Source organism: Microcoleus sp. LAD1_D5 (assembly GCF_036702115.1).
Taxonomy (GTDB): domain Bacteria; phylum Cyanobacteriota; class Cyanobacteriia; order Cyanobacteriales; family Microcoleaceae; genus Microcoleus.
The window spans coordinates 27,566-53,748 of the sequence record NZ_JAUBSA010000041.1 but is presented as its reverse complement, the minus strand read 5'-3'; the positions used below and the strand labels follow the sequence as shown (position 1 = coordinate 53,748).

Annotated in this window: 29 protein-coding genes; 11 read left to right on the top strand and 18 right to left on the bottom strand. The window is 46.3% G+C overall.

The window, feature by feature from the left end; all coding sequences use genetic code 11:
- Positions 1-66 precede the first annotated feature (66 nt).
- Together QUA70_RS17720 and QUA70_RS17715 are read right to left on the bottom strand one after the other, a co-directional pair.
- Complete coding sequence (locus QUA70_RS17720; protein ID WP_333348902.1) at positions 67-390, bottom strand: hypothetical protein; 324 nt, start codon at positions 388-390, stop codon at positions 67-69.
- A gap of 307 nt (positions 391-697) precedes the next feature.
- Complete coding sequence (locus QUA70_RS17715) at positions 698-1,024, bottom strand: hypothetical protein (RefSeq protein ID WP_333331372.1); 327 nt, start codon at positions 1,022-1,024, stop codon at positions 698-700.
- A gap of 105 nt (positions 1,025-1,129) precedes the next feature.
- On the opposite strand from QUA70_RS17715, the gene QUA70_RS17710 reads away from it, so the two are divergent.
- Positions 1,130-1,306, top strand: a complete 177-nt coding sequence (locus QUA70_RS17710; RefSeq protein ID WP_333410523.1) for a hypothetical protein — start codon at positions 1,130-1,132, stop codon at positions 1,304-1,306.
- A 190-nt stretch (positions 1,307-1,496) separates the two neighbouring features.
- On the opposite strand, the gene ubiG is transcribed toward QUA70_RS17710, so the two are convergent.
- A complete protein-coding gene (gene ubiG / locus QUA70_RS17705) occupies positions 1,497-2,342 on the bottom strand; it encodes a bifunctional 2-polyprenyl-6-hydroxyphenol methylase/3-demethylubiquinol 3-O-methyltransferase UbiG (RefSeq protein WP_333331369.1) in 846 nt (281 codons plus the stop codon).
- Between the two features lie 229 nt (positions 2,343-2,571).
- On the opposite strand from ubiG, the gene QUA70_RS17700 reads away from it, so the two are divergent.
- Entirely contained in the window at positions 2,572-3,303 is a 732-nt protein-coding gene (locus QUA70_RS17700; protein WP_333348904.1) for a TIGR04283 family arsenosugar biosynthesis glycosyltransferase, read from the top strand.
- Between the two features lie 14 nt (positions 3,304-3,317).
- On the opposite strand, the gene QUA70_RS17695 is transcribed toward QUA70_RS17700, so the two are convergent.
- From QUA70_RS17695 to QUA70_RS17680, 4 genes are all read right to left on the bottom strand, one after another.
- Positions 3,318-4,370, bottom strand: coding sequence for an acyltransferase (locus QUA70_RS17695; protein ID WP_333348905.1), 1,053 nt, complete (start codon positions 4,368-4,370; stop codon positions 3,318-3,320).
- A gap of 353 nt (positions 4,371-4,723) precedes the next feature.
- Positions 4,724-5,410: a DivIVA domain-containing protein gene (locus QUA70_RS17690; protein WP_333348907.1), complete on the bottom strand. Its 687-nt coding sequence runs from the start codon at positions 5,408-5,410 to the stop codon at positions 4,724-4,726.
- Positions 5,293-5,871 (bottom strand): pantetheine-phosphate adenylyltransferase, encoded by a 579-nt coding sequence (gene coaD / locus QUA70_RS17685; protein WP_190733264.1) that lies wholly within the window; start codon positions 5,869-5,871, stop codon positions 5,293-5,295. The genes QUA70_RS17690 and coaD overlap by 118 nt, the downstream gene beginning before the upstream one ends.
- A 153-nt stretch (positions 5,872-6,024) precedes the next feature.
- The gene (locus QUA70_RS17680; RefSeq protein ID WP_333348910.1) at positions 6,025-6,852 is read right to left on the bottom strand and encodes a M15 family metallopeptidase; all 828 of its coding nucleotides are present in this window, start codon (positions 6,850-6,852) and stop codon (positions 6,025-6,027) included.
- Between the two features lie 55 nt (positions 6,853-6,907).
- Here QUA70_RS17680 and QUA70_RS17675 point away from each other — a divergent pair, with 55 nt between their 5' ends.
- Positions 6,908-7,042 (top strand): hypothetical protein, encoded by a 135-nt coding sequence (locus QUA70_RS17675; protein ID WP_333410521.1) that lies wholly within the window; start codon positions 6,908-6,910, stop codon positions 7,040-7,042.
- Positions 7,043-7,077: 35 nt separating this feature from the next.
- On the opposite strand, the gene QUA70_RS17670 is transcribed toward QUA70_RS17675, so the two are convergent.
- From QUA70_RS17670 to QUA70_RS17650, 5 genes are read right to left on the bottom strand one after another with little or no spacing between them, the layout of a single operon-like run.
- Positions 7,078-7,260 carry a helix-turn-helix transcriptional regulator gene (locus QUA70_RS17670; RefSeq protein WP_333348912.1) on the bottom strand — a complete coding sequence of 61 codons (183 nt, stop codon included), beginning with the start codon at positions 7,258-7,260 and terminating at the stop codon, positions 7,078-7,080.
- A 36-nt stretch (positions 7,261-7,296) separates the two neighbouring features.
- Entirely contained in the window at positions 7,297-7,665 is a 369-nt protein-coding gene (locus tag QUA70_RS17665; RefSeq protein ID WP_333348914.1) for a transcriptional regulator, read from the bottom strand.
- Positions 7,658-7,996 carry a type II toxin-antitoxin system RelE/ParE family toxin gene (locus tag QUA70_RS17660; protein ID WP_333331477.1) on the bottom strand — a complete coding sequence of 113 codons (339 nt, stop codon included), beginning with the start codon at positions 7,994-7,996 and terminating at the stop codon, positions 7,658-7,660. The genes QUA70_RS17665 and QUA70_RS17660 overlap by 8 nt, the downstream gene beginning before the upstream one ends.
- Positions 7,997-8,046: 50 nt before the next feature.
- Positions 8,047-8,418 (bottom strand): transcriptional regulator, encoded by a 372-nt coding sequence (locus QUA70_RS17655; RefSeq protein ID WP_333331345.1) that lies wholly within the window; start codon positions 8,416-8,418, stop codon positions 8,047-8,049.
- A 4-nt stretch (positions 8,419-8,422) separates the two neighbouring features.
- Positions 8,423-8,749: a type II toxin-antitoxin system RelE/ParE family toxin gene (locus tag QUA70_RS17650; RefSeq protein WP_333331342.1), complete on the bottom strand. Its 327-nt coding sequence runs from the start codon at positions 8,747-8,749 to the stop codon at positions 8,423-8,425.
- Between QUA70_RS17650 and QUA70_RS17645 the strand changes: the two genes are divergently transcribed.
- Positions 8,735-8,959 (top strand): hypothetical protein, encoded by a 225-nt coding sequence (locus QUA70_RS17645; RefSeq protein ID WP_333331339.1) that lies wholly within the window; start codon positions 8,735-8,737, stop codon positions 8,957-8,959. The genes QUA70_RS17650 and QUA70_RS17645 overlap by 15 nt on opposite strands.
- 62 nt (positions 8,960-9,021) lie before the next feature.
- A complete protein-coding gene (typA, locus tag QUA70_RS17640) occupies positions 9,022-10,812 on the top strand; it encodes a translational GTPase TypA (RefSeq protein WP_333331336.1) in 1,791 nt (596 codons plus the stop codon).
- A 118-nt stretch (positions 10,813-10,930) separates the two neighbouring features.
- Here typA and QUA70_RS17635 read toward each other — a convergent pair whose 3' ends face one another.
- Both QUA70_RS17635 and QUA70_RS17630 read right to left on the bottom strand, forming a co-directional pair.
- Positions 10,931-11,677: a DUF4276 family protein gene (locus QUA70_RS17635; protein ID WP_333331332.1), complete on the bottom strand. Its 747-nt coding sequence runs from the start codon at positions 11,675-11,677 to the stop codon at positions 10,931-10,933.
- Positions 11,677-12,864, bottom strand: coding sequence for an AAA family ATPase (locus tag QUA70_RS17630; RefSeq protein ID WP_333331330.1), 1,188 nt, complete (start codon positions 12,862-12,864; stop codon positions 11,677-11,679). Before QUA70_RS17630 ends, QUA70_RS17635 begins: the two co-directional genes overlap by 1 nt.
- A gap of 152 nt (positions 12,865-13,016) precedes the next feature.
- On the opposite strand from QUA70_RS17630, the gene QUA70_RS17625 reads away from it, so the two are divergent.
- The 3 genes from QUA70_RS17625 to QUA70_RS17615 all read left to right on the top strand — a co-directional run bounded on the left by QUA70_RS17625 (position 13,017) and on the right by QUA70_RS17615 (position 14,831).
- Positions 13,017-13,889: a ParA family protein gene (locus tag QUA70_RS17625; RefSeq protein WP_333331327.1), complete on the top strand. Its 873-nt coding sequence runs from the start codon at positions 13,017-13,019 to the stop codon at positions 13,887-13,889.
- The gene (locus QUA70_RS17620) at positions 13,886-14,332 is read left to right on the top strand and encodes a hypothetical protein (protein ID WP_333348916.1); all 447 of its coding nucleotides are present in this window, start codon (positions 13,886-13,888) and stop codon (positions 14,330-14,332) included. The genes QUA70_RS17625 and QUA70_RS17620 overlap by 4 nt, the downstream gene beginning before the upstream one ends.
- Before the next feature lie 193 nt (positions 14,333-14,525).
- Complete coding sequence (locus tag QUA70_RS17615; protein WP_333331322.1) at positions 14,526-14,831, top strand: hypothetical protein; 306 nt, start codon at positions 14,526-14,528, stop codon at positions 14,829-14,831.
- 140 nt (positions 14,832-14,971) lie between these two features.
- On the opposite strand, the gene hpsL is transcribed toward QUA70_RS17615, so the two are convergent.
- The gene (gene hpsL, locus QUA70_RS17610; protein ID WP_333331319.1) at positions 14,972-16,636 is read right to left on the bottom strand and encodes a hormogonium polysaccharide biosynthesis protein HpsL; all 1,665 of its coding nucleotides are present in this window, start codon (positions 16,634-16,636) and stop codon (positions 14,972-14,974) included.
- A gap of 537 nt (positions 16,637-17,173) precedes the next feature.
- Here hpsL and QUA70_RS17605 point away from each other — a divergent pair.
- Positions 17,174-17,875 carry an alpha/beta hydrolase gene (locus QUA70_RS17605; protein ID WP_333331317.1) on the top strand — a complete coding sequence of 234 codons (702 nt, stop codon included), beginning with the start codon at positions 17,174-17,176 and terminating at the stop codon, positions 17,873-17,875.
- A 142-nt stretch (positions 17,876-18,017) separates the two neighbouring features.
- Here QUA70_RS17605 and QUA70_RS17600 read toward each other — a convergent pair whose 3' ends face one another.
- The 3 genes from QUA70_RS17600 to QUA70_RS17590 all read right to left on the bottom strand — a co-directional run bounded on the left by QUA70_RS17600 (position 18,018) and on the right by QUA70_RS17590 (position 22,081).
- Positions 18,018-18,914, bottom strand: coding sequence for a CoA-binding protein (locus QUA70_RS17600; RefSeq protein WP_333331314.1), 897 nt, complete (start codon positions 18,912-18,914; stop codon positions 18,018-18,020).
- An 83-nt stretch (positions 18,915-18,997) separates the two neighbouring features.
- Complete coding sequence (locus QUA70_RS17595; protein WP_333331311.1) at positions 18,998-20,227, bottom strand: succinate--CoA ligase subunit beta; 1,230 nt, start codon at positions 20,225-20,227, stop codon at positions 18,998-19,000.
- Between the two features lie 336 nt (positions 20,228-20,563).
- Positions 20,564-22,081 carry a glycosyltransferase family 2 protein gene (locus tag QUA70_RS17590; protein WP_333348918.1) on the bottom strand — a complete coding sequence of 506 codons (1,518 nt, stop codon included), beginning with the start codon at positions 22,079-22,081 and terminating at the stop codon, positions 20,564-20,566.
- A 246-nt stretch (positions 22,082-22,327) separates the two neighbouring features.
- Between QUA70_RS17590 and ebsA the strand changes: the two genes are divergently transcribed.
- Positions 22,328-22,702, top strand: coding sequence for a type IV pilus biogenesis protein EbsA (gene ebsA / locus QUA70_RS17585; protein WP_006634686.1), 375 nt, complete (start codon positions 22,328-22,330; stop codon positions 22,700-22,702).
- A gap of 986 nt (positions 22,703-23,688) precedes the next feature.
- Positions 23,689-26,183, top strand: a 2,495-nt coding sequence (locus QUA70_RS17580; RefSeq protein WP_333348920.1) for a choice-of-anchor L domain-containing protein, incomplete at its 3' end; no start/stop codon positions are given.

The window sequence follows — 26,183 nt, the reverse complement described above, 5'->3', positions numbered from 1 at the left end:
CAAAGCTTATATTATCAAGGGATTCGCGAGTTCATTCATCTTTCTAAATGCTGTTTTCTTACTTTTTCAGCAAGCCCTAAATAAGGAGTGAGGACAAGGAGAACTGGCTAAGTCATGCTCAAAATAGGAGATAAATCTGTGATTTATACTTTGATTTTGCAATCCCAGCATATCGCCAACCCTTTGATTCAAAACTTGTTCGCCAGTCCAGCGTAAAGCTGAAAAATGCGTATAGTAATTTGCTTGCCAATTAATAGCAGATGGCAAACCTGCAGCTAAAAGTCCCAAATAACTTACGTTGTGAGGATAGCGGCGCGCATACATTAAACCAACTAATCCGCTGGTACTGTAGGCCATAAAACACTGTCCGAAGTATTGATAATCGGACATTCGTATTCGGCACAATCATCATTTTCACCGCTGCAGATATCGTGCAAGGTCACGATATCGCGGCCAAATTCATCCCGAATCATGTCACTACAGAGTCAGTTTTTTGAGTTGTAGTTCCCTAGAAAAGACCAACTGCTTTCGACATTTTTACTCCGAATATGAAACTTGACAGTGTTTGAGATTTATTCTTTTTGAGTCAGGATTTGGCATTTCTTGCCTGCAATTCAGACAAAAATAGTAGACACGGTTGTGGCAAACCTGATAAATTAGGGAGTCAAGGCAGCAAGGACACTGTTTTTTCATGGGGTTAAAGTTGAAAATTCATCAACCAAGCTGACTCGCTCATATCGGGGTCTGGTTCGCAGTCAATTAGTAACAAATTCAGCGTCGTTTGTACTTTTAGGCTGCGCGGGATGCCAGCGGGTACAAACACAAATACTCCCGGTATTAAAGTGACTGTTCGATCGCACACCGTGAGAGTTCCCGCTCCTTCTAAGACGGTGAGGGTTACATCTTTGGAGTTATCGAGGTCAGGTATTTCGGAATTTTTACCCAAACTCATCAGTTTTTGGCTGTCGGCGGGTTGTCCGTCGCTGATTCGATCGGCGGATGCGGAAACTATTGCTGCTGTCACGGTGATTGACCTCCAGGTACTGTTAACTTCCGGCAGTTATTGCAATTAATATTCAATAAGCTACCATGCAATTTAGATAAATTGTCAATAGTTAAATATTAAGATTTGTTACTAAAGGCAGTCAAGCTAGGTATCCGCTCAACGCGAGCAGCCCCAAATAAAGACGGGGCGGTGTTTTTGGGCGATCGAACTGCGAGGTGCGATGACTTAACATTAAAAATATTTGGTAATAATTCGCAATTAGTTCTTAAAATTAGGTTTGTCGTGCGATCGCCAATATAGCAATTCTCAATTGCCCGCAATATAGTAAGGATACGGCGTCGTCTCCCTATGGAAGATGTGTATTGCACTCAACAGGGTAAGGTGCTGCGAACCCTACAAAATGCAAGAGAGGCCGGCTTTAGCCGGATTTGTCGATCGCAAAAACCAGTCTAAAACCCGCCCCTAATGACAACAGTCAACAATTAACCGACTAATTCTTCGCCCCTACGCCAACATACATAATCGACGTATCCTCATTAATTTTGATTTTAAACAAGCCAGACTTTTTGTAATCAAAATAGTTAGCTATATTAGAGATTAGCACTTGAGAAACTTTTTGTAAACTTTCCCCCGAAGGAAATAGCTGCTTTCCACTTGTAAAATTCCCCCAAAAACCGTGCATCTCGGCTAAAATAGCGCCCATTTCTCCAAACATATCAAAACCTTTAATTTCAATCTTGCCGAAACCCGTATCGCGCATTACCACAGACAGGTCATCCGGGGTAATAAACTTTTCCCAATCGTGAACGCCCCGCCTAATTTCCTGCAAAATATTTTCCATCAGCCCAATCATCACAACTTGCGAGGAAAAAGTTCGGTTGATTGTGTCAAAAAAGAACAATCCCCCAGGCTTAAGAATCCTGTGAACCTCAGACACAACTTTTTTGTAATCGGCCACGTGTTCCAAAACATCCACGCAAATTACAACATCGAAGGTATTGTCCGGGTAGGGCATATTTTCGGCAAAACCTTGCCTGTAGTCAATCTCCCAACCGCTGCTAACTGCGTGATTTTGAGCTGCTACAATACATTTCTCCGATCGATCTATTCCAGAAACAATAGCGCCTCTCTCGGCCATAAACTCGCAAGAAAAGCCACCGCCGCACCCGACATCTAAGGTTTTCAGCCCTTGCCAGTTAGTCGCGTGTCTGTCGAAAAACTCAAATCTGGGTTTGTTTAGATGGTATAAGGCATAAATTTTAGCATTTTCGTCCCACCAATTATCGGCATTTTCCTCATAAAATTCTAAATCATTTTTTACTTCTGTTTTCTGCACGATTTTCTCAGTCCCGATTAGTGGAAAATATAGATGGCGATTGCACTTTTACGTGATTTTATAGGAATGACGCCAAAAAAACCCATTTCTGTAAAAAATCGGAAGTTTCGTGACGAGTTCACAGGCAGACACCGGGTTTTTGAATCTGTCCGCGTAAGTTCTATTTTCTCGTGAGTTGTGAATCGCCACAGTTGTTTATTATAATATCTCTGGTATAAATTTCAACCAGATGGATCGCGTTTCTATTATCATCCCAGCCCTCAACGAAGCGACTTGTCTGGAACGCACCCTCCGCCAACTCAGCATCCTTAATCCTCCCGCTTGGGAAGTGTTGGTGGTAGACGGCGGCAGTCAAGACGAAACAGTGGCGATCGCACTTTCCACCGCCACCCGCGTTATTTCTAGCAGTATAGCCGGACGATCCCTGCAAATGAACTTAGGTGCTCAAGTCGCCACCGGTGAAATTCTGTGCTTTCTCCACGCCGATACTTTAGTTCCCGACGACATTGTAGCAGTCATCCAGAAAACATTGTCCGATGCCGAAATTGCCGGCGGCGGGTTTATCTCCCTGATGGCTGGTTCGCAGCAAACAAGATGGGGTTTTTCCCTCCACAATTACCTGAAAACTTATTACGCGCCACTGTTATTTCGACCTCATTTATTTTTCAAAGGATTGCGCCTGCTGTTTGGCGACCAAGTTATTTTTTGCCGCCGTACCGATTTTTGGGAATGCGCTGGTTTCGATGCCGCGCTGCCAATTATGGAGGAAGCGGATTTATGTTTGAAGTTAGTGCGACGGGGGAGACTTAAGTTAGTCAATCGGGTAGTGGAAAGTAGCGATCGTCGAGTTGCGACGTGGGGCGAATTTAAAGCAATTGCCATCTATCTTTCGATTGGTTTTTTGTGGGGTTTTGGCGTTTCTCCCCGGTATCTCAAGCAGTTTTATGAAGACATCCGCTGAAACACAAAATTTGATTAAATTCCCAGAATGTACTGGCTGTATTTTTTGGGCAAAAGTTTCTGCAACAAGTAAATAATGACCCAACAACCTAACAGAGTCGCGGCAACTAAAAAGCCGAGCTTCAGCAGCGGATTTACCGGGTCAATAAACTTATAAAACACTAACAAGACATATTTCACTACTGTCGAATCCAGGAGATATATAGGGAATGAGTAAGCAGCCAATATTTTGACTAACCCAGATACTCTACTGGGAAGTGCGATACTCTTAGAAAATGCGAGGATCGATAATACGAACAAAATTGCGTATCCTTGAGCAGATAGTTTAAAAAACGATCTGAGAAACCATGCCTCCGAATTAACTCCACTTTTTAGGTAAAATTCCAAAATGCTAGCTAGATAAAAAAGCATGGTTGCCCCTAAAATTGGCATTTTCATCCGTTCGAGAACGTGTTGAATTTTGTCATAGGAGCCACCCAACAATAGACCAGTTGAAAAGGGCAAAATCCAACTAAAAAGCCAGCGCTCCATCAAAGGTAGAGGTATTGATATGTATTGGAAAGCGGTTAAGTAGAAGAAGATTGTAAAAATTGTTTGAATTGTTAAGCCCAAAGCCAAAACTTTTCTGGATTCTAAAACTCTGAATTTCACTAGCAGCCACCACCAGCCGTAGCATTGAACAATCACAACGATGAAGTAATAGGGAGGCATCACTGAACCCGTCAAGATATCTCTGAGTAATGAAAGTAAATCCAATTTTTGGATTCCTCCCAAATTATTTAAGATGTACACCGCTACTGACCAAAACAGATAAGGCGGTAGAATTTTTGACAGTCTTTTTTTGACTACCAGTGCGGGATTATTTTGATTTTCCCGTTTGTTGGTGAGAAAAAAACCGCTCAACAGTAAAAATGCAGGTACGCAAAATAGTTGAAATGTATCGATCGCCACAAATAAAATTCTGCGATCGCGAAATGCGAAGAACCCAGCATGAGTAATAACCACACTGACGATCGCTAAAGCTCGGATCAAGTCAAATTCAGCAAATCGATTAGAAACTTTTTGCATGGTTCAAATTAGATTGCCACAATTTGAGTCCAATTAGGAATGTTTTGTCTGATACAAAATCCGGGTTGGCTATCCCTTTTATCATTCGGCGGTTGAAATCGCTCAAGTGTCAAGGGAACTGCCCTCCCACGCACCAGCGAGATAAAGGGGGTAATTAAGCCGGATTTGGTATGAAGAGTAGGATATCATAAAATGTTATACTTGCTTTGATATTCACAAAACTTATGTCGGCCAAAATAAGTCACCGAGTGCTGGGGTTGAGGAATAAAAACTATAAAAACTATTGCGAAAAAAAAAGTCTACCTAAATTAGGTGGACTTTTAGAAATGTTCAAGCCATGAGTTAACTCTTGGCTAACCGTTGGTGTGGTGGATGTGCGATGCAGAAACACTATCCAACCGATCGCGCCCGTTGCGGATCACGCGCAGCATATCGCTCAACTTGTGCTCGATATTATCGAGCACTTGGTCAGCATAATCATCGGCTCCGTTTTGAATTTCCTCGCATTCAGCCATCGCCCTGACTCTCATCTCTTCCAATTCCTCTTGAGCCTGGTAGCGAATTTGTTCGACTTCCGCCAGCGTGGCCTGCTGAATTGCCTCGCAGTCGAGCAAAACTTGCTGTCGTAACTGATCTGCTTCTATCTTCGCCTGCTGGAGCAGGCCCATATCGTTTAAAAGTTCTGCAGCTCGCTGTTCTGCGGCTTCTATCACTTCCTGAGCGTAAAGTTCCGCCTCTTGAAGCAAGTCGTCCTTGTGCCGTATGATTGTCTCGGCTTCCTGAAAGGCGATCGGCAAATTTAGCCTCACCAAGTCTAACTGATCGAGCAACTGTTCTTCATCCACCAGAGTGCGTCTGGTCATGGGAATTCGCGGGCTGTCGAGAACAATTTCCTCAAGCCGGTTCAATTCCCGCTGGATGTCTACTCCTGCGGTTCGGGTGGGGTCTCCGAAGGCGGCTGTGTTCTGAGGTGATTCGTTCTCAGTGCTGCGTCCGGTACTGTCGGGTTCGATGCGAGTTGGTTCCTGCTGGCGTAACATTTGTAAATATCTAGGGCGACGTGTTTCGGAACAAGATGATCTACGGAGCCACCAAACTTGGCTATTTCTTTAACTACACTACTACTTAAAAAGCTGTACTCGTTAGAAGTTGCCAAAAAAACTGTTTCAATTTCACCCAGAAGGGTTTTATTGGTGTGGGCCATCTGGAGTTCCATTTCAAAATCTGTTAGTACCCGGAGCCCCCGCAGCAGCACTTTGGCTTGTCGAATCTTAGCATAGTTTACTGTCAAACCCTCAAAACTGTCTACTTCCACATTTGGCAAGTGTTGGGTAGAGCGCAGGATCTGCTCGATCCGTTCCTCTACGGTGAATAGAGGGGTTTTGCTGGGGTTTCTGACTACAGTAACAATTACCCGGTCAAACAGTTTAGATCCCCGCTCGATAATGTCTGCGTGACCGAAGGTTATGGGGTCAAAGCTGCCTGGATAGATTGCAATCACGAGTGTGGCTCAACGAAGTGGGGGGGAGTGGGGGAATCGGGGAGTGGGGGAGTGGGAGAGTGGGTAGAGTGGGGCAGTAGGAGAGTGGGAGAGTGGCAAAGCCGGAGATGTGGAAAATCTTCCTTCTTCCTTCTTCCCTCTTCCTTCTTCCTTCTACTTTTTCATTGAATGAGCTTTGTAGAAAGTTTCGAGGCTTTGCTTGTCGCCCACAAACCGCCAATGCCAAGGCTCATAACTGACGCCTTGGCGATTGTTTTTGGGGAAGGACATCTCAAAACTGAAGGCGACGGCGTTGGCTTCTAACCACTTAAATGCTTGGGTATTTTCAAAACTCTGGCTGAGGTTGGTATCCGGGGCGCTGCCGTCGCCGATGTCGATCGCATAACCGGTGTGGTGTTCGCTGTAACCTGGAGGGGCGCTGACTTCGGCTCGCTTGCTGGCGTTTTGCCTGCGTTCGGCTTTCACGTCAAAAAATACGTGCTGTTGGTCTTGCAGGGAGCGAAAGCCGGATATGGGAGCGAAATAGATGCCTGATGCTGCGGCGGCGTTGGCCATTTCCTGATATTTTGCTGCTGCTGAGGTGCGGAGTTTGACGCTACCGTCGGAGGTGACGCTTACCAAGTCTTTGGCTGGTGCTTCTGGGTACGGCAAGTGTCCCAGCAGGTTTTCTGGGATTGCGGGGACTTTTGGAGTGGTAGCTGGGATCGGGACAGACGGAGACGCGGAACTTGTCGGCGCTGAATCTTGTTGAGTTTGCTCTGCCTGACTGGTATCTGAGAACAAGTTAAAGTTGAGGTGCAGCCAGATGCTGACCCCAAAGGCTAATGCGGCCAACCCTAGCAGTTTCCAAATCAGCCCTTTTTTCTTAGACTGACTCTGCCCTGCTTCTGGGTATGGGTGGTCTCGCACTGCTTCTGGAATTTCGTCGGCGACAAGCTCCGAGGCTTGCGGGGGTTTTCTTGACAGACTAGCGTTATCCAAGCCAGCTCCACTCCTGCACTTCAATAAGGCTCAACGTTACAAATTGTAGACCGATATGGGCGATCGAACAGCTACAATTGCCGCTGAGAATATATCATCTCTTTCACTCTTCGCCCTGTCCCATCCGCCAACTCTCGCATCTGTTGCTTGGGCCCACAGTCGATCGTCCCTGCGAGGTCGAACTGGTTAGCGCTGGGGGCGCTGGTTTATTTTAAGTGTAATTTGTTACTGTTCCACAAAATCTAACAATTTTTCGATCGACACATCAAACGTCCGCGCCAATTTTAGCAGAGCACCGATGTCAGCCATTGCCATACCGGGTGATCGGGCATAACTTTTAACAGTATTGTAGGATACTCCAGAACGATCGGCTACTTCCTTCAGCGATCGGGGCTCGAGCGCCGTCAATGTCTAATTAGTAGCTTAAAGCTCGATCGCCCCCAATCAAACATTACCAACCTCCGCCAATTCAGCAGCACCAACAGAATCTTCATCTTCCCCTTTATCCCCTTCATCAACTACAACAGATAACTTCAATCCCAGAGCATTTAGCCAACTTGCCAAAGCATAAATTGTCGCACTTCCTTCTCCGGACAACAAAATATCTAATTTTTCCAAATGCAATTTAGCATCTTCAGCAGACATATTTGGTTCGCCCAGAGCCTCAAATACATCTCGAAGTGCTTTTCGCATGATTCCTAATTCCAAATCTCCTTCTTCCTCGTCAAGGATCTCTGTGAGGTAAGCCACAGCAAATAAGGGGTCTTTGAGAGATTTAATTTTCAAGGGATGGTAAGGTACGCTTTTAGGCATTTTTTCTGCTCCTGTATTCTCTCCAATATTTCTTAGCTGTGCTAATATCTTGCTCTTGAGTGCTTTTATCTCCGCCACACAGCAGAAGCACTATAGTTGTTTCTATTTGTCCAAAATAGACGCGGTAGCCCGGGCCAAAGTCAATCCTAAATTCCCAGACTCCCTCTCCCAGCGATCGAGAATCTCCCAGATTGCCATCGCTAACCCGCTCAAGCCTTTTAACAATCTTGGCTTTGCCTTTAAAGTCTCGAAGAGATTCCAACCACTCCGAGAAAGGAACTTTGCCATCAGGTATCTGATACTGCTGAATATCTCTGGGTTCTACTTCCATAAAGTCGATCGCAACTACTCGCTCATCATCATAAAGGCGATCGCCCCTTCTCAAACATTACCAACTTCCGCCAACTCAGCACCAGCAAAAGAACCTGACTCTTCCCCTTCATCCCCTAGAACAACCGCCACTGTTAACTTCAATCCCAGAGCATTCAGCCAATTCGCCAAAGCATAAATTGTCGCACTTCCCTTCTGCGACATCAAAACCTCTAATTTTTCCAGATGCAATTTAGCATCCTCCGCAGACATATTCGGTTCGCCCAGAGCCTCAAATACATCTTTTAAAGCAGAAGGCAAAATACCAAGCTCTAAATCTCCCTCTTCTTGGTCATTCAAAAACATCGTCAGATAGCCAGCCGAATATGCCGGATCTTGAAGATGTGAAATCACAAAAGGATGGTAAGGCAAACTTTTAACCATTGTTTTAACTCCTGTAATTTGTCCAATATTCCTTGGCCTTGCTAATATCTTGGTTTTGACTGCCTTTATCTCCTCCACACAGCAGCAGCACTAAGGTTAAGCCTACTTGTCCAAAGTACACCCGATAGCCCGGGCCGCAGTCAATCTTGAACTCAAAGACTCCTTCTCCCACAGAGCGAAAGTCTCTGAGATTACCTGCAATGACTCGCTTAAGTCTGACATTAATGTTGAGTTGGGCATTGAGATCCCGCAGAGAGTCAAACCATTCATCGAAAGGAACTTTGCCGTCTGGTGTCGTGTAACGCTGAATTTCCCTATGTTGTACTTCCATAAAGCCGATCGTACTTGCACCCTCATCTTAATATCGGCGATCGCCCCGTATCCCACCTTCTTCACCAGGGCCAACTCAAGATCGCCGATCGAAAGGAACTCTGCCGTCAGGGGTAGTGTAACGCTCAATTTCTCTCGGTTGCGCTTCCATAATCTTGATTTTACCGACGATCGCACTCCAATCTGGCAGCCGTGCTCGATCGGCCCTTGACTCGATGCGCTACAATTATTAAGAAATCTTTAGTTAGATCCGTTTAACGTTCCAGACGCATTATGAGTCTTCCCATTCGCAACGTCGCCATCATTGCTCACGTCGATCACGGCAAAACCACCCTTGTGGACGCTCTCCTCAGACAGTCCGGGATCTTCCGCGAAGGGGAAGAAATCCCAGATTGCGTCATGGACTCCAACGACATCGAGCGCGAACGTGGCATTACCATCCTTTCCAAAAACACCGCCGTCAGGTACGGAGAAACCCTGATCAACATCGTCGATACCCCCGGACACGCGGACTTCGGCGGAGAAGTCGAACGAGTTCTCGGCATGGTTGACGGCTGTTTGCTGATCGTAGACGCCAACGAAGGCCCGATGCCGCAAACCCGGTTCGTGCTCAAAAAAGCCCTAGAAAAAGGACTGCGCCCGATCGTCTTTGTGAATAAGATCGATCGCGAGCGAGCCGACCCCCACAAAGCCGTCGATAAAGTTTTGGATCTGTTCCTCGAACTAGGTGCTGACGACGATCAGTGCGAATTTCCCTATCTCTTCGGTTCCGGCTTAAGCGGTTACGCCAAAAAACACCTCGAAGACGAAGGGGTAGATATGAAGCCCCTCTTTGAAGAAATCCTCGACCACGTACCACCCCCCGTAGGCGACCCCAACAAGCCACTACAACTACAAGTAACCACCTTAGATTACTCAGAATACGTCGGTCGTATCGTCATCGGCCGCATCCACAACGGCACGATTAGAATCGGTCAACAAGCAGTCTTAATCACCGAAAGTGGCGCCATTGTCAAATCAAAAATTACCAAATTGATGGGCTTTGAAGGCCTGAAGCGGATTGATATCCCAGAATCTTCTGCTGGTAATCTTGTCGCCGTTGCTGGTTTTGCTGATGCGTATATTGGCGAGACAATTACCTGTCCGAACGACCCGCAAGCGCTGCCTTTAATCAAGGTAGATGAACCGACTTTGCAGATGACTTTCTCGGTGAACGATTCGCCGTTCTGCGGTCAAGAAGGTAGTTTGGTAACATCGCGACAAATTCGCGATCGGCTAATGCGAGAACTCCAAACCAACGTCGCCTTGCGCGTCGAAGAAACCGAATCTCCCGACAAATTCCTCGTATCCGGCCGTGGCGAACTCCACCTCGGAATCCTGATCGAAAATATGCGTCGCGAAGGATACGAATTCCAAGTATCTCAACCGCAAGTAATCTTCCGCGAAATCGGCGGTCGTCCCTGCGAACCTTTTGAATGTTTGGTATTAGACGTACCCGAAGAAGCAGTCGGCGGCTGCATCGAACGCCTTGGTCAGCGGAAAGCAGAAATGCAAGATATGCACGTCAGCAGCACCGGTCGCACCCAAATCGAATTTTCAGTCCCCGCTCGCGGTTTGATTGGATTCCGAGGCGAGTTCATGCGGTTGACTCGCGGCGCTGGAATTATGAACCACAGCTTCCTCGACTATCGCCCCCTCGGTGGAGAAATTGTCGCCCGTCGCAACGGAGTATTGATTTCCTTTGAAGAAGGAGTTGCAACTACTTATTCACTGAAAAATGCTGAAGACCGCGGCGTATTTTTCATTACCCCCGGAACCAAGGTTTACAGAGGGATGATTATCGGAGAAAACAACCGAGATGATGACATGGAGCTGAATATTTGCAAGTCGAAGCAGTTGACAAACCACCGCGCATCTGGCGGTGAAGAATTGGCGCAATTGCAAGCACCAGTCGATATGAGTTTGGAGCGCGCTTTGGAGTACATCGGCCAGGATGAATTGGTGGAAGTAACACCACAATCAATTCGCTTGCGGAAGGTTTCTAAGAAGTTGGTGAAACGCTAAAACAACTTGTAGGGTGCACAATTTGCACCTTACGGGTGAAACGCTAAAACAACTTGTAGGGTGCACATTGTGCACCTTACGTTTTATCGGCAGTAACAACCTGCCATAACTTAAAAAATTAAATATTATCCAATTGTGCTTTGGTTATGTTACTTAATTTTCCACTTGAAAGCTGATATTTATTGGTAGGTATTTGCCCCAGAGCCTTTAAACACCATGCAAATAAGGTTCTCAGAGAAGCACAAGTATTCGGATTAGATAAAACATTTTCAACATCAAGTCTATCGAGAATTCTGCCGCCGTGTTCCTTTTCATTAAAGCCCGAATATATCTGTTTTAGTTCACCTTTGGGATGGCGAATCGTTTCCACATCTCCCTCGTAATCGTTTAAGCTGGTTCCTAACACTCCATTGACGGTAGCAGCATCAGCGAAGTAGTATGCTTCTAGCATATTCACTAAAAAGTGAACTGAAGCACGGTGTTTTTGGTCGCGCAAAATAGGATCAAGTGCATCTCGGTATCGCTCAAGAATTTGTTGTGCTTGATCGGTTCGATTGTGTTCTAGGTCATCCAATAGCAGGACATAAGTACATGGATCTTTTAAGTAATCTCTCGCTGGGAATCCAATTCTTACAGCATCATTATTAGGAATCTTTTTATCACTTCCAACCATCTTAAGGTTTTTCTCTGAAGTTCTTACGCCTAGCTGCTCAACCTTGCGAATAACTTCAAAATAGCAAATACCCAATTCCATCAGAGTTCTAAATAACTTGGGAATGTGTTCCTCTTCCGTTTTTCCTGTTACCAGCAATCCAAACTTGAAAAAATAACAGTGCTGGTCACTCGTAGTATCGTGACTATTCATTAACTTGCTACCTCTAATGCAGATTTACTTTGAGGCGCAATCATCTCAGCCATATATAGCGATCCAGTAGCATAGTCTTCTAGTAAATCTTGGATACCTTCTATCTCACTGATCCTTTTGAGGACGGTTTTTCCTTCCTTGTCAAGTTCCGCAGTCAAAATATTTTCTGGTTCAAATTGACTAATTAATACAGGTGAATGAGTCGCAATAAAAACCTGCTTATTCCATTTTTCAGTAGCGAGTTTTACAGCTTTAGCAAAAACAGCTAAAGCCCAAGGATGAAGCGAGATTTCTGGCTCATCAAATAAAATTAGTGAATAACGATTCTGTCCTTCAGAGAACAAAGCTGTGAGATTAATCAGCATCTGGAGATGACCGTCAGATACTCCTGATGATCGAATTGGTTTGCGCCGTCCTTTTTCTAAAAAGTTGCCATAGACTGTGTATCGACCTGTTTGTTCAAAAAACAGATTATCAAAAGCTGGAAAGCTCTCTTGCATGAAACTGATGATTGTATCGTACCGTTCATCAAGGACTCGCTTATCATGTAAATTCCGCAAAACTGACCATAAATTCTCGCACCTGTCTTGTAATCGGTCTCCAGAATCAGATTCGGAACCAAATCGCTTTATCTTGAACAAAGAAGCTGACCGGGAGTTATAGTTGCGAACAACACGCAATAAGTTGTCTATGTTAGAGGCAGTGGGTTCGCTATGCTCAAATGCTATATATCGGCTTAAGGCTAATTTCTCTGGTTCTCTGAGTGTAATGAATTCTAATTTTTGCAGGTCTGTACGATAAACCTGAGCTTTGTCACTGCCTATAATGCGAACAATCAATGGATTATCAGGATCGGAAAAAAGCTTTTCTCCCGCAAAAGGTTCGATTCTACCTGAAGAATAACCAAATGAAACTTCGTATTCACCCGATGGGATTACAATTTTGATTGATATATTTTCCCCCTCATCGGCTCCATCCCACAGCAGACCAATCCCATGATCTCTCTCAGAAGAAGCTAAATCAACACCCCTGATGGCACAGTCTCGCACAAACCAGATGGTATCGAGTAATGTAGTTTTTCCGGCTCCATTAGTGCCGAAGATAATGTTGAGAGGGTTGATTTGAATTTTTACATCTGCTAGGGAGCGAAAATTTTTGATGTGCAAATGAGTTAATTGATGGGACATAATGTGCTATTTATTCTATTATAGATTTCTTTATCATAGTCTGCATTTTATGTCAATCGACACATCGGGCTTCTCATGACCGATCGCGCGATCGACTAACCGCCACAATATGTTTTAATTTATATTTGAGCAAAATCCAAACAAAGCCAGCCATGAGTCCTAAATCAATAGCCGTAATCAACTTCAAAGGCGGTGTCGGAAAGACTACCGTCACTTGGAGTCTGGGAAATATTATATCCCAAGGAACCGACTTAGAAGTCTTGATGTTAGACTTAGATCCGCAAATGTCGCTCACAGAGGCGATCGGACTTAACGAAAATACAGGTCATTTAGATGACAAATTTGGTAAGTGGTACGAAAAATCTCTTAAACATAGACTCACAATTTACGACGCTTTAGAAGTCTTTAAAAAAGCCGGACAGAATTTTAAATTTCCCGTTGGTTTCGACACCATTTATCAGATTGACGAACAGTTGCATTTTGTCCCTTCTGTTGAAGAATTATATTGGTTGGATATCGATGGATTTGAGGGAAAAAGCGTTAAAGACTTCATCCGCAGATTCATCGGCAAAATCGCCAACTCTGCCAATCTCCCCAAATACGACTTGATGCTTTTTGACTGTTCGCCTTCCTTCAGTCTCCTCACCTACAGCGTACTCTCTTGCTGCGACTTAATATTAATTCCCGTCAATCCCGATTATTTTGGTTCTAGGGGGTTGAGTTTAGTTTTAAACTCGCTCCAGAAACGGATTGAGCCTTATCCGTTTCCCAAGATAGCAGTCTTTATGAATAAAGCTAAAACCTATGGAGGATTGCTGACAAATGAAGTTCAGTTTTACATGAGAGAAGTAAAGAGACTTTGCGATGAGATATCAAAAGACAATAACATAGAAGTTAGATTTTTAGAAGCGACTATTCGCGAAAGCGTCGGGCTAAAACGGGCGATTAATGAGGGAGAATTGCCGCGAGAATTAGTTAGAGAATTTGAAAAACTATGGCGCGAGTGTGAGGAGTATCTGAAATGAGTAAAAAAGAAATTTTGGCTGCTTCCGAACAAGCAAGCGGGGGGTTGGTTGAGGAAATTGGCGAGCTTAAGGAAATCTTGCGGGACGTTGCTAGAAAATTAACCAGGCTTGAGACTCAAGTCAAGCGGGGAGTGATTTCTGCTGGCTCAAAAACTTCGGATATTCCCAGGGGTGCTGATGTTAATAAACCTCTTAATTTATCGGCTAGAAATGCTCTAGAAGTTTATGAAGAACTGCGTTTACAAGCTAAGAATGGTAATGAAGAAGAGGTGAGGCAAAAATTGTTGGCAATGAGTGCAACTGACTTGAACTTGATGTGTTGCGAGTTAGGGATGCCGCCCAGCAGCAAGAATCCGTCCCGCAAAAAAATGTTCGAGCTAATTATTGGCAGAATTAAACAGAGTTTGAGGCTGTCGCGACATATAGACAGACAAACACTTTGAAAATTAGGAAAGAAATCCATAAAATGCGTTTTAACTTGCATTTCCTCCTGGGATATGGAACAGCCAAGAGGCCCGTTCCACAAAAGCCTGTTCCACAAGAGTTTAAGTTGAGTACGGGGAGTAGGGGTTGGGCATCTTGGCCGCCCCTGAAAAGCTTGTTGCAAATTCTGCAACTTTTCAGCTTCCATAAATTATGGCCGATAAGTGCGATCGGCCTATTTTCACTAACACTCTCGTCGCTGGAGAGTTCAACAATCAAAAGCTCTACGCCATCAATTCTGAAGGGAACCAGCTAAATCAACTAAATTCTCGGCTAAAACCGTCGGGAATTTCAGAATTAGCTTTGTCTACTGACAGCCAGCAAATCGCTTTTATATTTAACGAAATCCCAGGAGACAAAAGCAACTTGTATGTAATTAATCGGGACGGTTCGGCATTGACTAAATTGGCAAACGACAAGGATTTGAATGTTAGCAATCCGGTTTGGCAACCGCAGTAAAGTTAAGAGCCACAATATCCTGTACGGGTGGGTTTTAGCACAGATAAACCCAGAAGGGCAGGCTATATTGGTATTACCCAGAGCGAAAGCGGGTTACGCGACAAGAAAGAATCCACCAAACTCAACACTCAAAACTATTCTCAAATAGGCGCTGATGCAATAATTTTTTTCTCCTTTAATGGCTGGTGAATTTGCAATTCATTTGACTCAACTTCCTGGTGCTTTTCATCCTGCACCTGTTTATCAATTTTGGGCAACTTTAAAATCGCCCCAGCTAAAACCCAATAATACACGGACACTGGATCTACATCCAGCGGATAGTATTGAGTATTTATCGTAATAAATCCAACAAAAACCCAAAAACTAGCTCCGTAACTCCGCAAACTTTTGTCTTTCACAGAACGGTAAGCTCTAAAAGTGAGAAAAGCCAAGTGTAAAACCATGATTTGAAAAGCAATCATTCCCGGATAACCGAGTTCGTAGATCAACTTAGGTTGGAAAGTTTCAATTAGCTGCGTGGCACCAAATATTCGCGTTGAATTAGTCGCTCGTCCCACACCTCTACCCAGAGGTTTGTCAATGATAAAATTGTTGCTTTGCTCGAACTGATTAAAGAGAAACTGCTGGGGCGGTGCAGCATTCCAGCGACTAACAAAACTCTCCCAGCGCTGCTCGATAATTCCCGGGTTAATTGCTGCACCGACAAACAGCAGAATCGCCAGTCCTGCACCGATGGGAATAAATCGTTTTAAATTAACTAATTGACCGGTGAGAACTAGCAGGATTGCTGTAGCAAGTGGAACCATAACTAAAGCAGCTCTTTGACCGGAAATAACTGCATTGGCAAATACTAAAGCCATGCCAAATAAACCGATAACTCGCCACCAGAATGAAGGATCGCAAAAGGCCGAAGCAAAGGTTAAAAAAGCATTAGAAATTAAAAACCACGCCCACTGCCAAGGCGCGACAAAAGTTCCCGGCAAGCGGACAAACTTGACTTCTGGACTGAACACCAAAGAACCGCCGACAAAACATCTAGCTTCCAACGTTGCTTTATATAATTCTGCTCCGGTCATTCCTCTGGTTCCCGCACACTTTCCACTTTGCAGCAACAGGTACTGAATCAAACCGAGAAGGCAGCACACGATCGCCAAAACGATGTGCATTCGACTAAAAAATACCAAATCCTTCTTAGTGCGGAGCAGATAATAGGTACAAGCAATCAGCGGTATGTAACCTATCAATACTTTTAAGCCGAGAATTCCTTGTAGAATGGGTTTGTCGCCCGCCCTAGGGTTGAGCTGCATCTCCCCGTTCACAAAAATTAAAGTCAGGATTGCCATCATTAACAGGATGGTGAAGGTAGAAAGCATTTTTTTGGGAATGAACAGGGGCAACTGTTTCTTTTTGCAGCTTTGAATTAGGGCGATGAGAGCTGGTATGTAGAAAGCATCTTTGGCTACTTGAAATGCAGCATTCCCGCCACCAATTGCGTAAGTAATTGTACCACTGAAAGGCAGGTAAATTAGAAAAGTCCACAAAGCTTGACGGGGGTATTTGTAGGAAAGCAGCAAGATGGCTGTGGCTGCGCCTCCTGCAATAGCAATCTTAGGGCCGGCTACGAACAACAGGGGAATGCTGAGAGCAACGGTGACTAAGCAGCTTATGGCGATCGCCTGCACCATTTCATTGCGCTTTTCTGAAATTTTGCGTTTTTGTGCAGCTACTTCTTTTTTGCTTAGCGCTGTTGTTTTTTCGCTGTGCTTGTGTTTGGATTTCTGGGATTTGCGCTTGGTTTTCAACATATAGCAGAGGGAAGAGAGAAGAGGGAAGTTCGGCAACGGATTAGCAAGGGCGGATGTAACGGATGTAACGGATGTGAGGAAGAAGGAAGAAGGAAGAAGGAAGAAGGAAGAGGGAAGGAGGAAGAAGGAAGAGGGAAGAGGAAGAGGGAAGAAGGAAGAAGGAGGGAAGAAGGAAGAGGGATTTAGTTGCCTAAGAGACAAAGAAGAAGCAATTGACCCCTTATGTTTGTGCAATTAAGAACGTCCTCCCGTGAGGGCAGTTCCTATAATTTTTATAAGGCACTTCTGTAAAAGGCGGAAGACACTCTGATGTAGAAGGCTGGAGATGGAGAAGGTAGAAGGCAGAAAGAATAGAAGCGAACAGATTTCGGCAGATGTGGTTACTTATTCTTAAAGTCAAGATGAGAAAAAGTCTCGGTCGAGATTGTGGGTGTGACGCAGGCAGAAATTACACGGGCGACCTTGTAGAATATAACCGCTGCATCTATAATGTACAAATCTCGAAAAAATAATTTTAATCGAGCGGTAAAAATGAATATGAAATTAACAAAATTTGTATCGATCGGCATTGCCCTATTTTTAGGAGCAAGCGGGAGCATATTATCTAGCAGCAGTAGAGCTTTAGGGGCCGAAAAAGTTGTCCTCACATTTGGCCCGATCAGACAAGCCATCAATATCAGCGACTTAGAAGAATTTGCTAAAAACGGCACGACCACGCCAACCCTCCAACAAATTATCCGGTTCTCCAAAATGGACGCGCAAGTAATACGGGGGTTCATGGGTTTAGAAATTGGTTTAAATCCTGCTAATCTGGCGAGGGTAGTTTACAGCACCCCGGGAGAAAAAATCACTGACGACATCGGTCAAGCAATTCGGACTCAGCGTCGCACAGAAAGCGGGAAAGCTCTGCGGGCAGCGGTGATCCTGGCATCCGGTGATGACGGTAAGGTGTCGCTGCTGGAAATCCTCAAAAAGTATCCTCTCAACGAGGTTTACGTAGATGTGGCCAGCGTTCGCACCGCTGTTGGGAAAGTTCAGAGTATAGCCGGAACTCTGCAAAGCCTGCTTCAAGATGTGAGGCGATCGACAACTCGCACAACTGAAACAACTCGCCCCGAAAGTCCGATCGAACCTCGCCGCAGCGTGCAGCCAACAACTCCGCCTCCAGCGCCGCGCCGCGTCGCCCCCTTGCCAGCCCCCGCACCGCAGCCTGTGGCGCCGGTCAGAGGGCTTTGGTAAAAAAATCATAATGTGTCCTAAAGGCGGGTTGAAGCGCCTTTTGTGGCATTCTGTTGACACTTTTGAGACCACACCCGCCCCCGCCCTACTCCTATCCCAACCCCCAAAAGGGTTAGGACTTTTGTGAAAACTCCCAAAGCAATCAATTTTTCTTTAGCAATTTTTTGAGCAACTTAGGAATCTCTGAAGGTCGAGCCGCCACAGGTATGTCCGCCTCTTCAAAGGCAGCCATTTTGTTTGGGGCCGAAACTCCAAAGGCTTTCTGGGCAGCCGCCCGAGAACTGATCAGGATGCCGGCGTGGCCCAAAGACGGCCCCTTGGGAGCGTACCGACCGGCCAGATAAGCAACCACGGGTTTGTCGATCGCCGAGGCGATGTAAGAAGCCGCAGCTTGTTCACTCCATCCACCAACTTCCCCCACCAAAACCATCGCCTCCGTACTGTCGTCTTCGTCCAAAATTTGCAGCCACTGCATAAAAGAAGAACCCACAATCGCGTCGCAGCCAATACAAACCGCCATCGACTGTCCCAACCCCGCCTCAGTCAGTTCTAGGGCAACTTCGTAAGTCAAAGTGCTGCTGCGGCTGATCACCCCCACTGGGCCGGGAGTGTAGAATTCCTTGGGGTGAGTTCCCAGCAGCAGTTTGTCGGGCACAATTATCCCCGGACCGTTGGGCCCGATTACCAAAGTTTCGGTAGCCTCTGCTTTTCTGACTAAGCGCACCATATCCAGAGGAGGCACTCCCCCAGTGACGATCGCGATTTGCCGAATTCCTCCCGCGATCGCTTCTAGAGCCGCATCCAGCACCGAGTAAGCGTCTACAAAAATTACCGCAGTGTCAACGTGACCCACTGCCGCCACTGCTTGTTCTACCAAATCAAAAATCGGAATTCCCTCCACTTCCAGCCCCCCCCGACCGGGACTGACACCGGCGACTACATTCGTGCCGTATGCTTTCATCATCAGGGCGGCGCGGGTGGACGCGGGAGATTCTGTAATGCCCTGTACTAGGACTTTGCTTTCAGGAGTTAAATTCATTTTTTCCCACTTGACACTCGATCTTTAAAAAGCAGAAGGCCTTCGTCTGTACAGAAATCTCGTTGTTTGCCGATCGACTGCCGCTACTTGACGGAGGATACAGAAGCGGCCGCGGCCTCATCCAAAGTGCTAGCTAGCTGCACCGGCAACTGTCCCAAACGCTTTTTAACAGCATCAGCATCGATCTCTACCAGCCGCAGCACAACTTGGATGTGGCGGTTAGCGCGAGCTTTCCGTTCCAAATAGCCGGTTACTGCGGCGATTATTTCCTCCGTCTTGGAGGCGCTGCCCACAATATTTACAAGTATCACCTTAACGCTTTTATCCTGAGCGACTAACTCCAGACCCAACTCCACGCGATCGCGCAGGGCATTTGCTGCATAGTAGCGGTCTAGGGAACCAATATTCACAAAATTAGCTGGTTTTCCTCCTTGGTGGGTTACAGCATCTAGAGTTGCCATTGTCAGGCCCACTCCGTTGCACAAAATCGCGATATTCCCGTCTAGTTCTATTAATTGCAGGGATTCGGAATTCGAGAGTGGGGATTTAGATTTGGGGTCAAACTCCGGCGAGTGCTGAGCCTTCGAGTGGGAATGGGAGCGATCGCCCCCAGCATGGAGACTTCTCCTTTCCCGTCCCAACCCGCTGCTTTGCCTTTTCTCCGAGAGTGTGGCCAAATCTGGATGCCGTCCCAAGGCATCGTCGTTGGCGGTGACTTTACCGTCTAAAGCCATTACCTCTCCCGTCGGACTGATGCCCAGAGGATTGATTTCTACTAAATCTAAATCTTTTTCGACAAACAGCCGATACATTTTTTCGACAATGGTGCTCACCGATTGAATCAAGTCTCCCTGCAATCCCATTTTCAGCGTGAGACGCCTCGCGTAGAATGGGGAAAATTCTTGATCTACGGCAACTTGCTGCATTTGCTCGATCGACCCTTCGACATCCATACCTCCTTGTCTCGATCCCAGAAGCACCGGGCGGCGGGCTACGGGGTCTAGGAGTACCGCTAAGTACAATTCTTGGTCAGCGTTGTACTTTGCTTCTGCCAGCAGGACTTGGGGATATTCATCCTCGATCGGCAAATTAAAAATTGTTTGAGCCGCTGCTACGGCATCGATCGTATTTTCCACAAACTTGATACCGCCCGCCCTGCCCCGTCCCCCAGCCCGCACTTGCGATTTTAGTACAACGGGGTAAGGAATTTTCAGTCCTTTGAGGTCGGCGGGATTGTCAATCCGCTGCGACGGCAAAATCGGAATTGCCATCTGGCGAAATAAAGATTTAGCTTGGTACTCTAACAAATCCATTATCAATTACGGGTGACGGGTAGTTGGCAACAAGCAATTCGTCCTAATTGGCAATTCATAATTAATAGATAGTAATTGGTTTTTTGTCAAGTTAAAAGTCAAAATTTATTGCTTTTATCTTTTTATTTTCGACTTTTGTATTGCCGATTACTTATTCGCTATTACCGCTCGCCGATCACCTATTACCTAAGCTGTTTCAAAGTGTTTTTTTCTCGGAATTGCCAAATTTTACTGGTGGATATGGCGGGGATATATTTGGCGAGCGTTGATGTTTTTTGGCCTCGGAAAATCTTCGGACGTTCGGCGATACTGTGCCGAGATATTTCGGCGAATTGTTTACTTGATGCTATTAACAGGGCCTTGATGGACGGTTTTGACCCATTTGAGCCGCTTGGGCCGTACCGCAATCCGAGCCGTCACAGTCCCTACCAGCAGCCAGTGGAACATATACACAGTACCCCGCAGCGTTTGCAGCAAGGTGACAAAAACTCGCCTTACGTCAAATTTGGTCTCTTTGCGAGTGCGGCGCAAACCGACAAACATTCCCACCACCGACAATGTAAGGGTCATAAAAGTTATGGGACTGGCGATCGGCATCCGGCGCAGCGCAATTGACATCACAAAGTCGGGTAGGGCTACTGTAGGTAAGAAATATTGAGATACCCAAAATCCAAATAAATCCCAAGTTTTCCCAGTTCCCATGCGGTTCCGCAAAATTAGCCGCCAGTAGTCAAGATAACGCTGATAGCCACCTTCTGCCCAGCGATTGCGCTGGTGCCACAGAGCGCGAGCGTTAGTGACTCCTTCTTCGGACACGGCTGGGAAAGCGAGAAATTCAATGTCCCATCGCTCAAGGTGCAGCCTCAGGGTCAAATCCAGGTCGTCGGTAATCGTTTCCTCGTTCCAGCCTCCGCAGCTTTCCAAGGCGGTGCGACGCATGAATTGGCCGTTACCGCGCAATTCTCCAATGCCGCCGATCGCAATCCGCTGCTGTTGGAAAAAACTGTCGAGAGCCATTTCTGCTTCTTGGCCGCGAGTCCACAAATTTACCGAAGCATTGGCGATGGCTTTTCTGACTTGCACAGCCCCTACTTTTTCTCGATCGAACACCGGCAGCACCCGGCGCAGCAAATCCGGCGTTACCGTCGCGTCGGCGTCAAATATGCCGACAAATTCCCCGCAAGTCAGCGGCAGCACTTGATTCAGTGCTCCCGACTTGCCACCGCTGGCATTTGCTCCTCTGCGAAATATTTTGAGCTGGGGGTACTTTTTGGTTAGCTGTTCCAATACTAGCGGCGTGGCGTCGCTGCTGTGATCGTCGATCGCCCAAACTTCGTAGCGGTCGATCGGATAATCTACATTGCAGATGGATTCTACGAATCGGGCAATCACCGCTTCCTCATTTTTCGCCGCTACCAGCAGCGACACATAAGGCCAATCCTCTCGACTTTCATCGGCAAGAGGCGGCAGTGCGGGCTTAGGCGAAGCAAACAAAACTCGAAATGCTTGCATCCACAGCAATCCCGTCAACCCCCACACTACCCACGCACCCCAAGAAATCAAGTGCAGGGCGATCGTGCCGGCCCAAATCGCAGTCAGCACTGCGGCGGCTTTTCCGCGGCGTCCCCGGTACAGATTTTGAGGAAAAGAGGGAGTTCCCGGCACAGACACCGCAACCGCGAGCTCTGCTTTTGTTTCCGCGTCAAACACCCTGTCGCCAATGTCTGGTATAGCAAATACTTTGCTGAGCTTCGAGTGCGAGGTCAAACTCTTGAGCTCTTCTTGAGCTAAATCAGAGATGTCCAAGTTAAGCTCGCTGCGAGCGTCGTTTTCTGGCCAAGAACTCTCCTGCATAGGTTACTTGATTCAACCACCAATAGTTTTTGATTTTAGAGATAAGCATCTACTGTATCAGTTTCTGGCCTTTTGTCGAAAGCGGACGGGAGGACAACCAGCGGGCTCGGTGCTTGTACGGCCCTGGGAAACGGGCACTGCATAGAGTATTTTGGTTGACTTTTGCTTGCCATCGACCAGGAATATCTGCTAGTTTTTTCAGGGGATATAAACTATCTGTTAGTAATAATTGTCTGAGGTGGAAATATGTCTATTCCTCAACTCAAGCCAGCCGATGACAAAGAAGTGAAAGTCTACGCGCCTTTCTGTCAAGAGCCCAGGCGTAAGTTTTTACCGCACGCTATTGGCCTCTACAAGCTCAAAAGCTTGGAGGGGGCAAGAAAAATTGACGGCGGAGAGAGCGTGCCGTTTGTCGCTAGTTGGAATATCTCGTCGCTGCCGATCGACTTAACCCGCTGTCGGGTGTTGTTTGACGGCAATGCTGAACTCAGCTACGAAGTGACTATGCAAAGCTCTGAGTTTGTTAGTTGCTTAATTGAGGTTCTCCTGACTTTTCAGCGAACTCGTACCGTCGATTTTTCTAAAACGTTTTACCGCAAGCTGATGCGAATGGATGAATAACTTTCACCGCAGCCGCGCTCTCGAAAGTCCGCAATTGACAATCAAGCAATTTAATCCGGGGCCCCCGGATTGATTTGTGGAGCGAGAAAAAAGCTCCGAATCCCGATCGCCAGCCCCCGGATTTATCAGTGGGGTCGCTTTCTTCAATCTAAAATCTAAAATCTAAAATCTAAAATCGATTGACGGGCGCTATAACTGGCGCACCAATAGTGTAAAGCCACGATGGCAACATTACATGATTGGTGCGCCAGCCCTATGTGAGAAGCGGAAAAAGTAAGTGAGTTCTTGGATCATTCTCAATAATCCCTTTGAGGGTCAGCACTTATCCCCATTCCTCAAGTAAATCTACTGAAGTTTTCAGTTGAGCGTGATACAGATTTCGCGTAGGGACTCAGGCAAAGCCTGAGTCCCTACCTGTATTTCATCCAATTGAAAACTGCTGTATTTGTTGTAGGACAAGCGCAAAAGCCTATTTCGGATATTGGTGCAAGATGTGTGGCAAGACACATTTCCCCCACCAAACTCCGAACTTTTTCCATGTATTAATTTTTGTAAAAAAACTCAGCAATATTACTGAGATATGTGAGGATGAGAACTAAATTAGGACGAGTTAATTTCTACGAAAATAAATTAAATAATCCCACCTGTCATCAGCAAGAATTTTAAGTAATCTTGCGAGCGAAGGGATTTAATATAAGTCCTGATTTTTTTTGTTATGGGTATCTGAGACAATTTCTCAACCGCCATTAGGGCGATCGCACGGTCATGCTTAAATTTTGTAAGTAAGCGGCGATCGAGCCGAATTAAATTATAGCAATTCCTTCTTGCCGCCACTATCTAGCAAACACTTAAGTAGCAAAACGCCAAATATCAGTTATTGTAATTACTCCTAGATAATTTTGAGTAAGTGCAGAACAGAGAGAACGCTACATATAAGATATTGTAGCTACAAATGAAAACCTAGCAATTTTTCCAAGAGGTGTATTATGGCTCTGATAACTAAGGATCTTAATAGTGGTCTCACTGCTGACCAACTCGCTCAATTTATTATTGGGGACTCAGGCTCAGTCGTTGCTGGTACTGTGAAATTTACTGGTGATAATCGGGCGGTTGGGACTTTTGGCGGCGGAATTTCAGAACAGATCAATGTCGAAGCAGGTGTTATCTTCAGCACAGGAGATATCGCGAGTGCTAACGGCCCCAATAATTTAGATAGTACAGGCACAAGTTTGGGTAAAGCGGGCGATGCAGATCTAAACGTGCTGATTGCTGCCACAGGTTTTACTACTAATGATGCTGCCGTCTTGGAGTTTGATTTTATACCTAAGCAGAACGAGTTTGCTTTAGAATACGTCTTTGCTTCTGAGGAGTACAACTTTTACATAGGCCAATATAACGATGTATTTGGCTTTTTTGTGAATGGGGTAAATACTCCTCTGGTTCCAGGGACAAACCAACCTGTTTCTATCGATACTATCAATGGAACCAAAAACAAAGCATTTTTCTTTAACAACGATTTTAGTGAACTCGGCCCTCTAACACCTTATCAAACAACATTTAATGGTTTTACAGCAGTATTAACCGCTCAAGGATCAGTCATCCCAAATGTCCCGAATCGTTTAAAGTTAGCGATCGCAGACACTAAAGATTTTGCCTTGGATTCAGCAGTTTTTATCAGCGCTCTTCCCCTCTTCAACTTCTCCCAACCCACTTATCAAGTCAACGAAGATGGAACAGTTGTGGGAGCAACAATCACCATCAACCGCAGTGGCATTACTAACGCGACTTCCAAGGTAGACGTGAACTTTAGCAATGGTAGCGCTACAGGCGGGGCTACCTTGGGATTAGGAGTAGATTTCGTTTTTACCACCCAAACTGTCAACTTTGCTGCCAATGAAGCCACTGCTACTATTAGCGTTCCTATCAACAATGACAGCTTAGTTGAACCCACAGAAAACCTTACCCTTACTTTAGCTAATCCTCAAAACGGCATAATTGGCATCACCCAGAACACCGCCAATCTGGATATTCTCACTGATAATGACACCGCAGGCATCATAATCACCTCTACAGCGGGCGCGGATGTTGCAGAAGGCGGTACTTCAGACACATATACAGTCGTACTCCAAAGCCAGCCTAGTGACCTTGTAATCGTCACTGTTGACCCTGATACCCAGACAGACTTGGGAGCGGGTACTGGTGTCCCTCTCACCCTCAACTTTACCCCCAACAACTGGAATGTCCCGCAAACCGTTACGATCAAGGCAGTGGACGATCAAGTAGCGGAAGCATCTCCTCACACTAGCGCGATCGCTCACACAGCCAGTAGTGTAGACCCCAATTACGACGGTGCTGCGGTTCCAATTACCGTTGATGGTACTGCGACTGCTACCCTCACCGCTAACATTACCGACAACGACACGCCGATCGTAAAAATTACCGAGACTGGCGGCACCACCAACATCGGCGAAGGTGGGGCTACGGATAGCTATACGGCGGTATTGACCACCAAGCCTGCGGCCGATGTTACTGTCACCGCCTCGCCAGACGCCCAAAGCGACGTGGGGACTGGAGGCGGAAACCCGATCGCTCTGAAATTTACTCCCGACAACTGGAACGTGCCTCAACTGGTGAATGTGCAAGCCGTAGACGATGCTGTGGCTCAAGGCACGCACTCCAGTACGATCGCACACAAAGTCACCAGTACAGACGCGAAATACAATCAGATTGCTACTGCCTCGGTGACGGCCCAAATTACCGACAACGATACCGCCGGAGTAACAATTACTCCTCCAAACGCCGCTGCTACTGAAGGCGACGCCACAGGCAGTTACAAGGTAGCGCTGACTAGCAAACCGACTGCGCCTGTTAATGTCAACTTCAACACGGGCATTCAAATCGATTCGATTTCCACATTTACTTTCACCTCAGATAACTGGAACCTACCGCAGACAGTCACGGTGAAAGCTACCGACGACAGTTTAGTCGAAGGGCTGCACACAGGCACGATCGACCACAGCATCGCCGCCGGCAGTGCGGCGGAATATCTGCCAGTGGTGATCGCGCCGGTAACAGTCAGCATCACCGATAACGATGTCGCTACTCCCAATACGCCCAGCATTACAATTACTCCTGCGAGCACGACTGCTGCCGAAGGCGGCGCGACAGACAGTTACACAGTCTCCCTCAACACTCAACCGACTGCTAACGTTACCGTAAATGTAGCTGCGGGCAGTCAAATAAATGCGATCGCGCCGATAGTTTTCACTCCGGTTAACTGGAACGTGCCACAAACAGTAACGGTGACAGCAACCGAAGACACTGTTGTAGAAGGAGCGCACAGCGGCACGATCAATCACAGCGTCGCAGCAGGCAGCGCTGCCGAATACTTGCCAGTGGCGATTGCACCCGTTAGCGTCACCATCGCCGACAACGACACAGCTACCTCGACTGCAGGGGTAAAAATTTCTCCCACAACAAC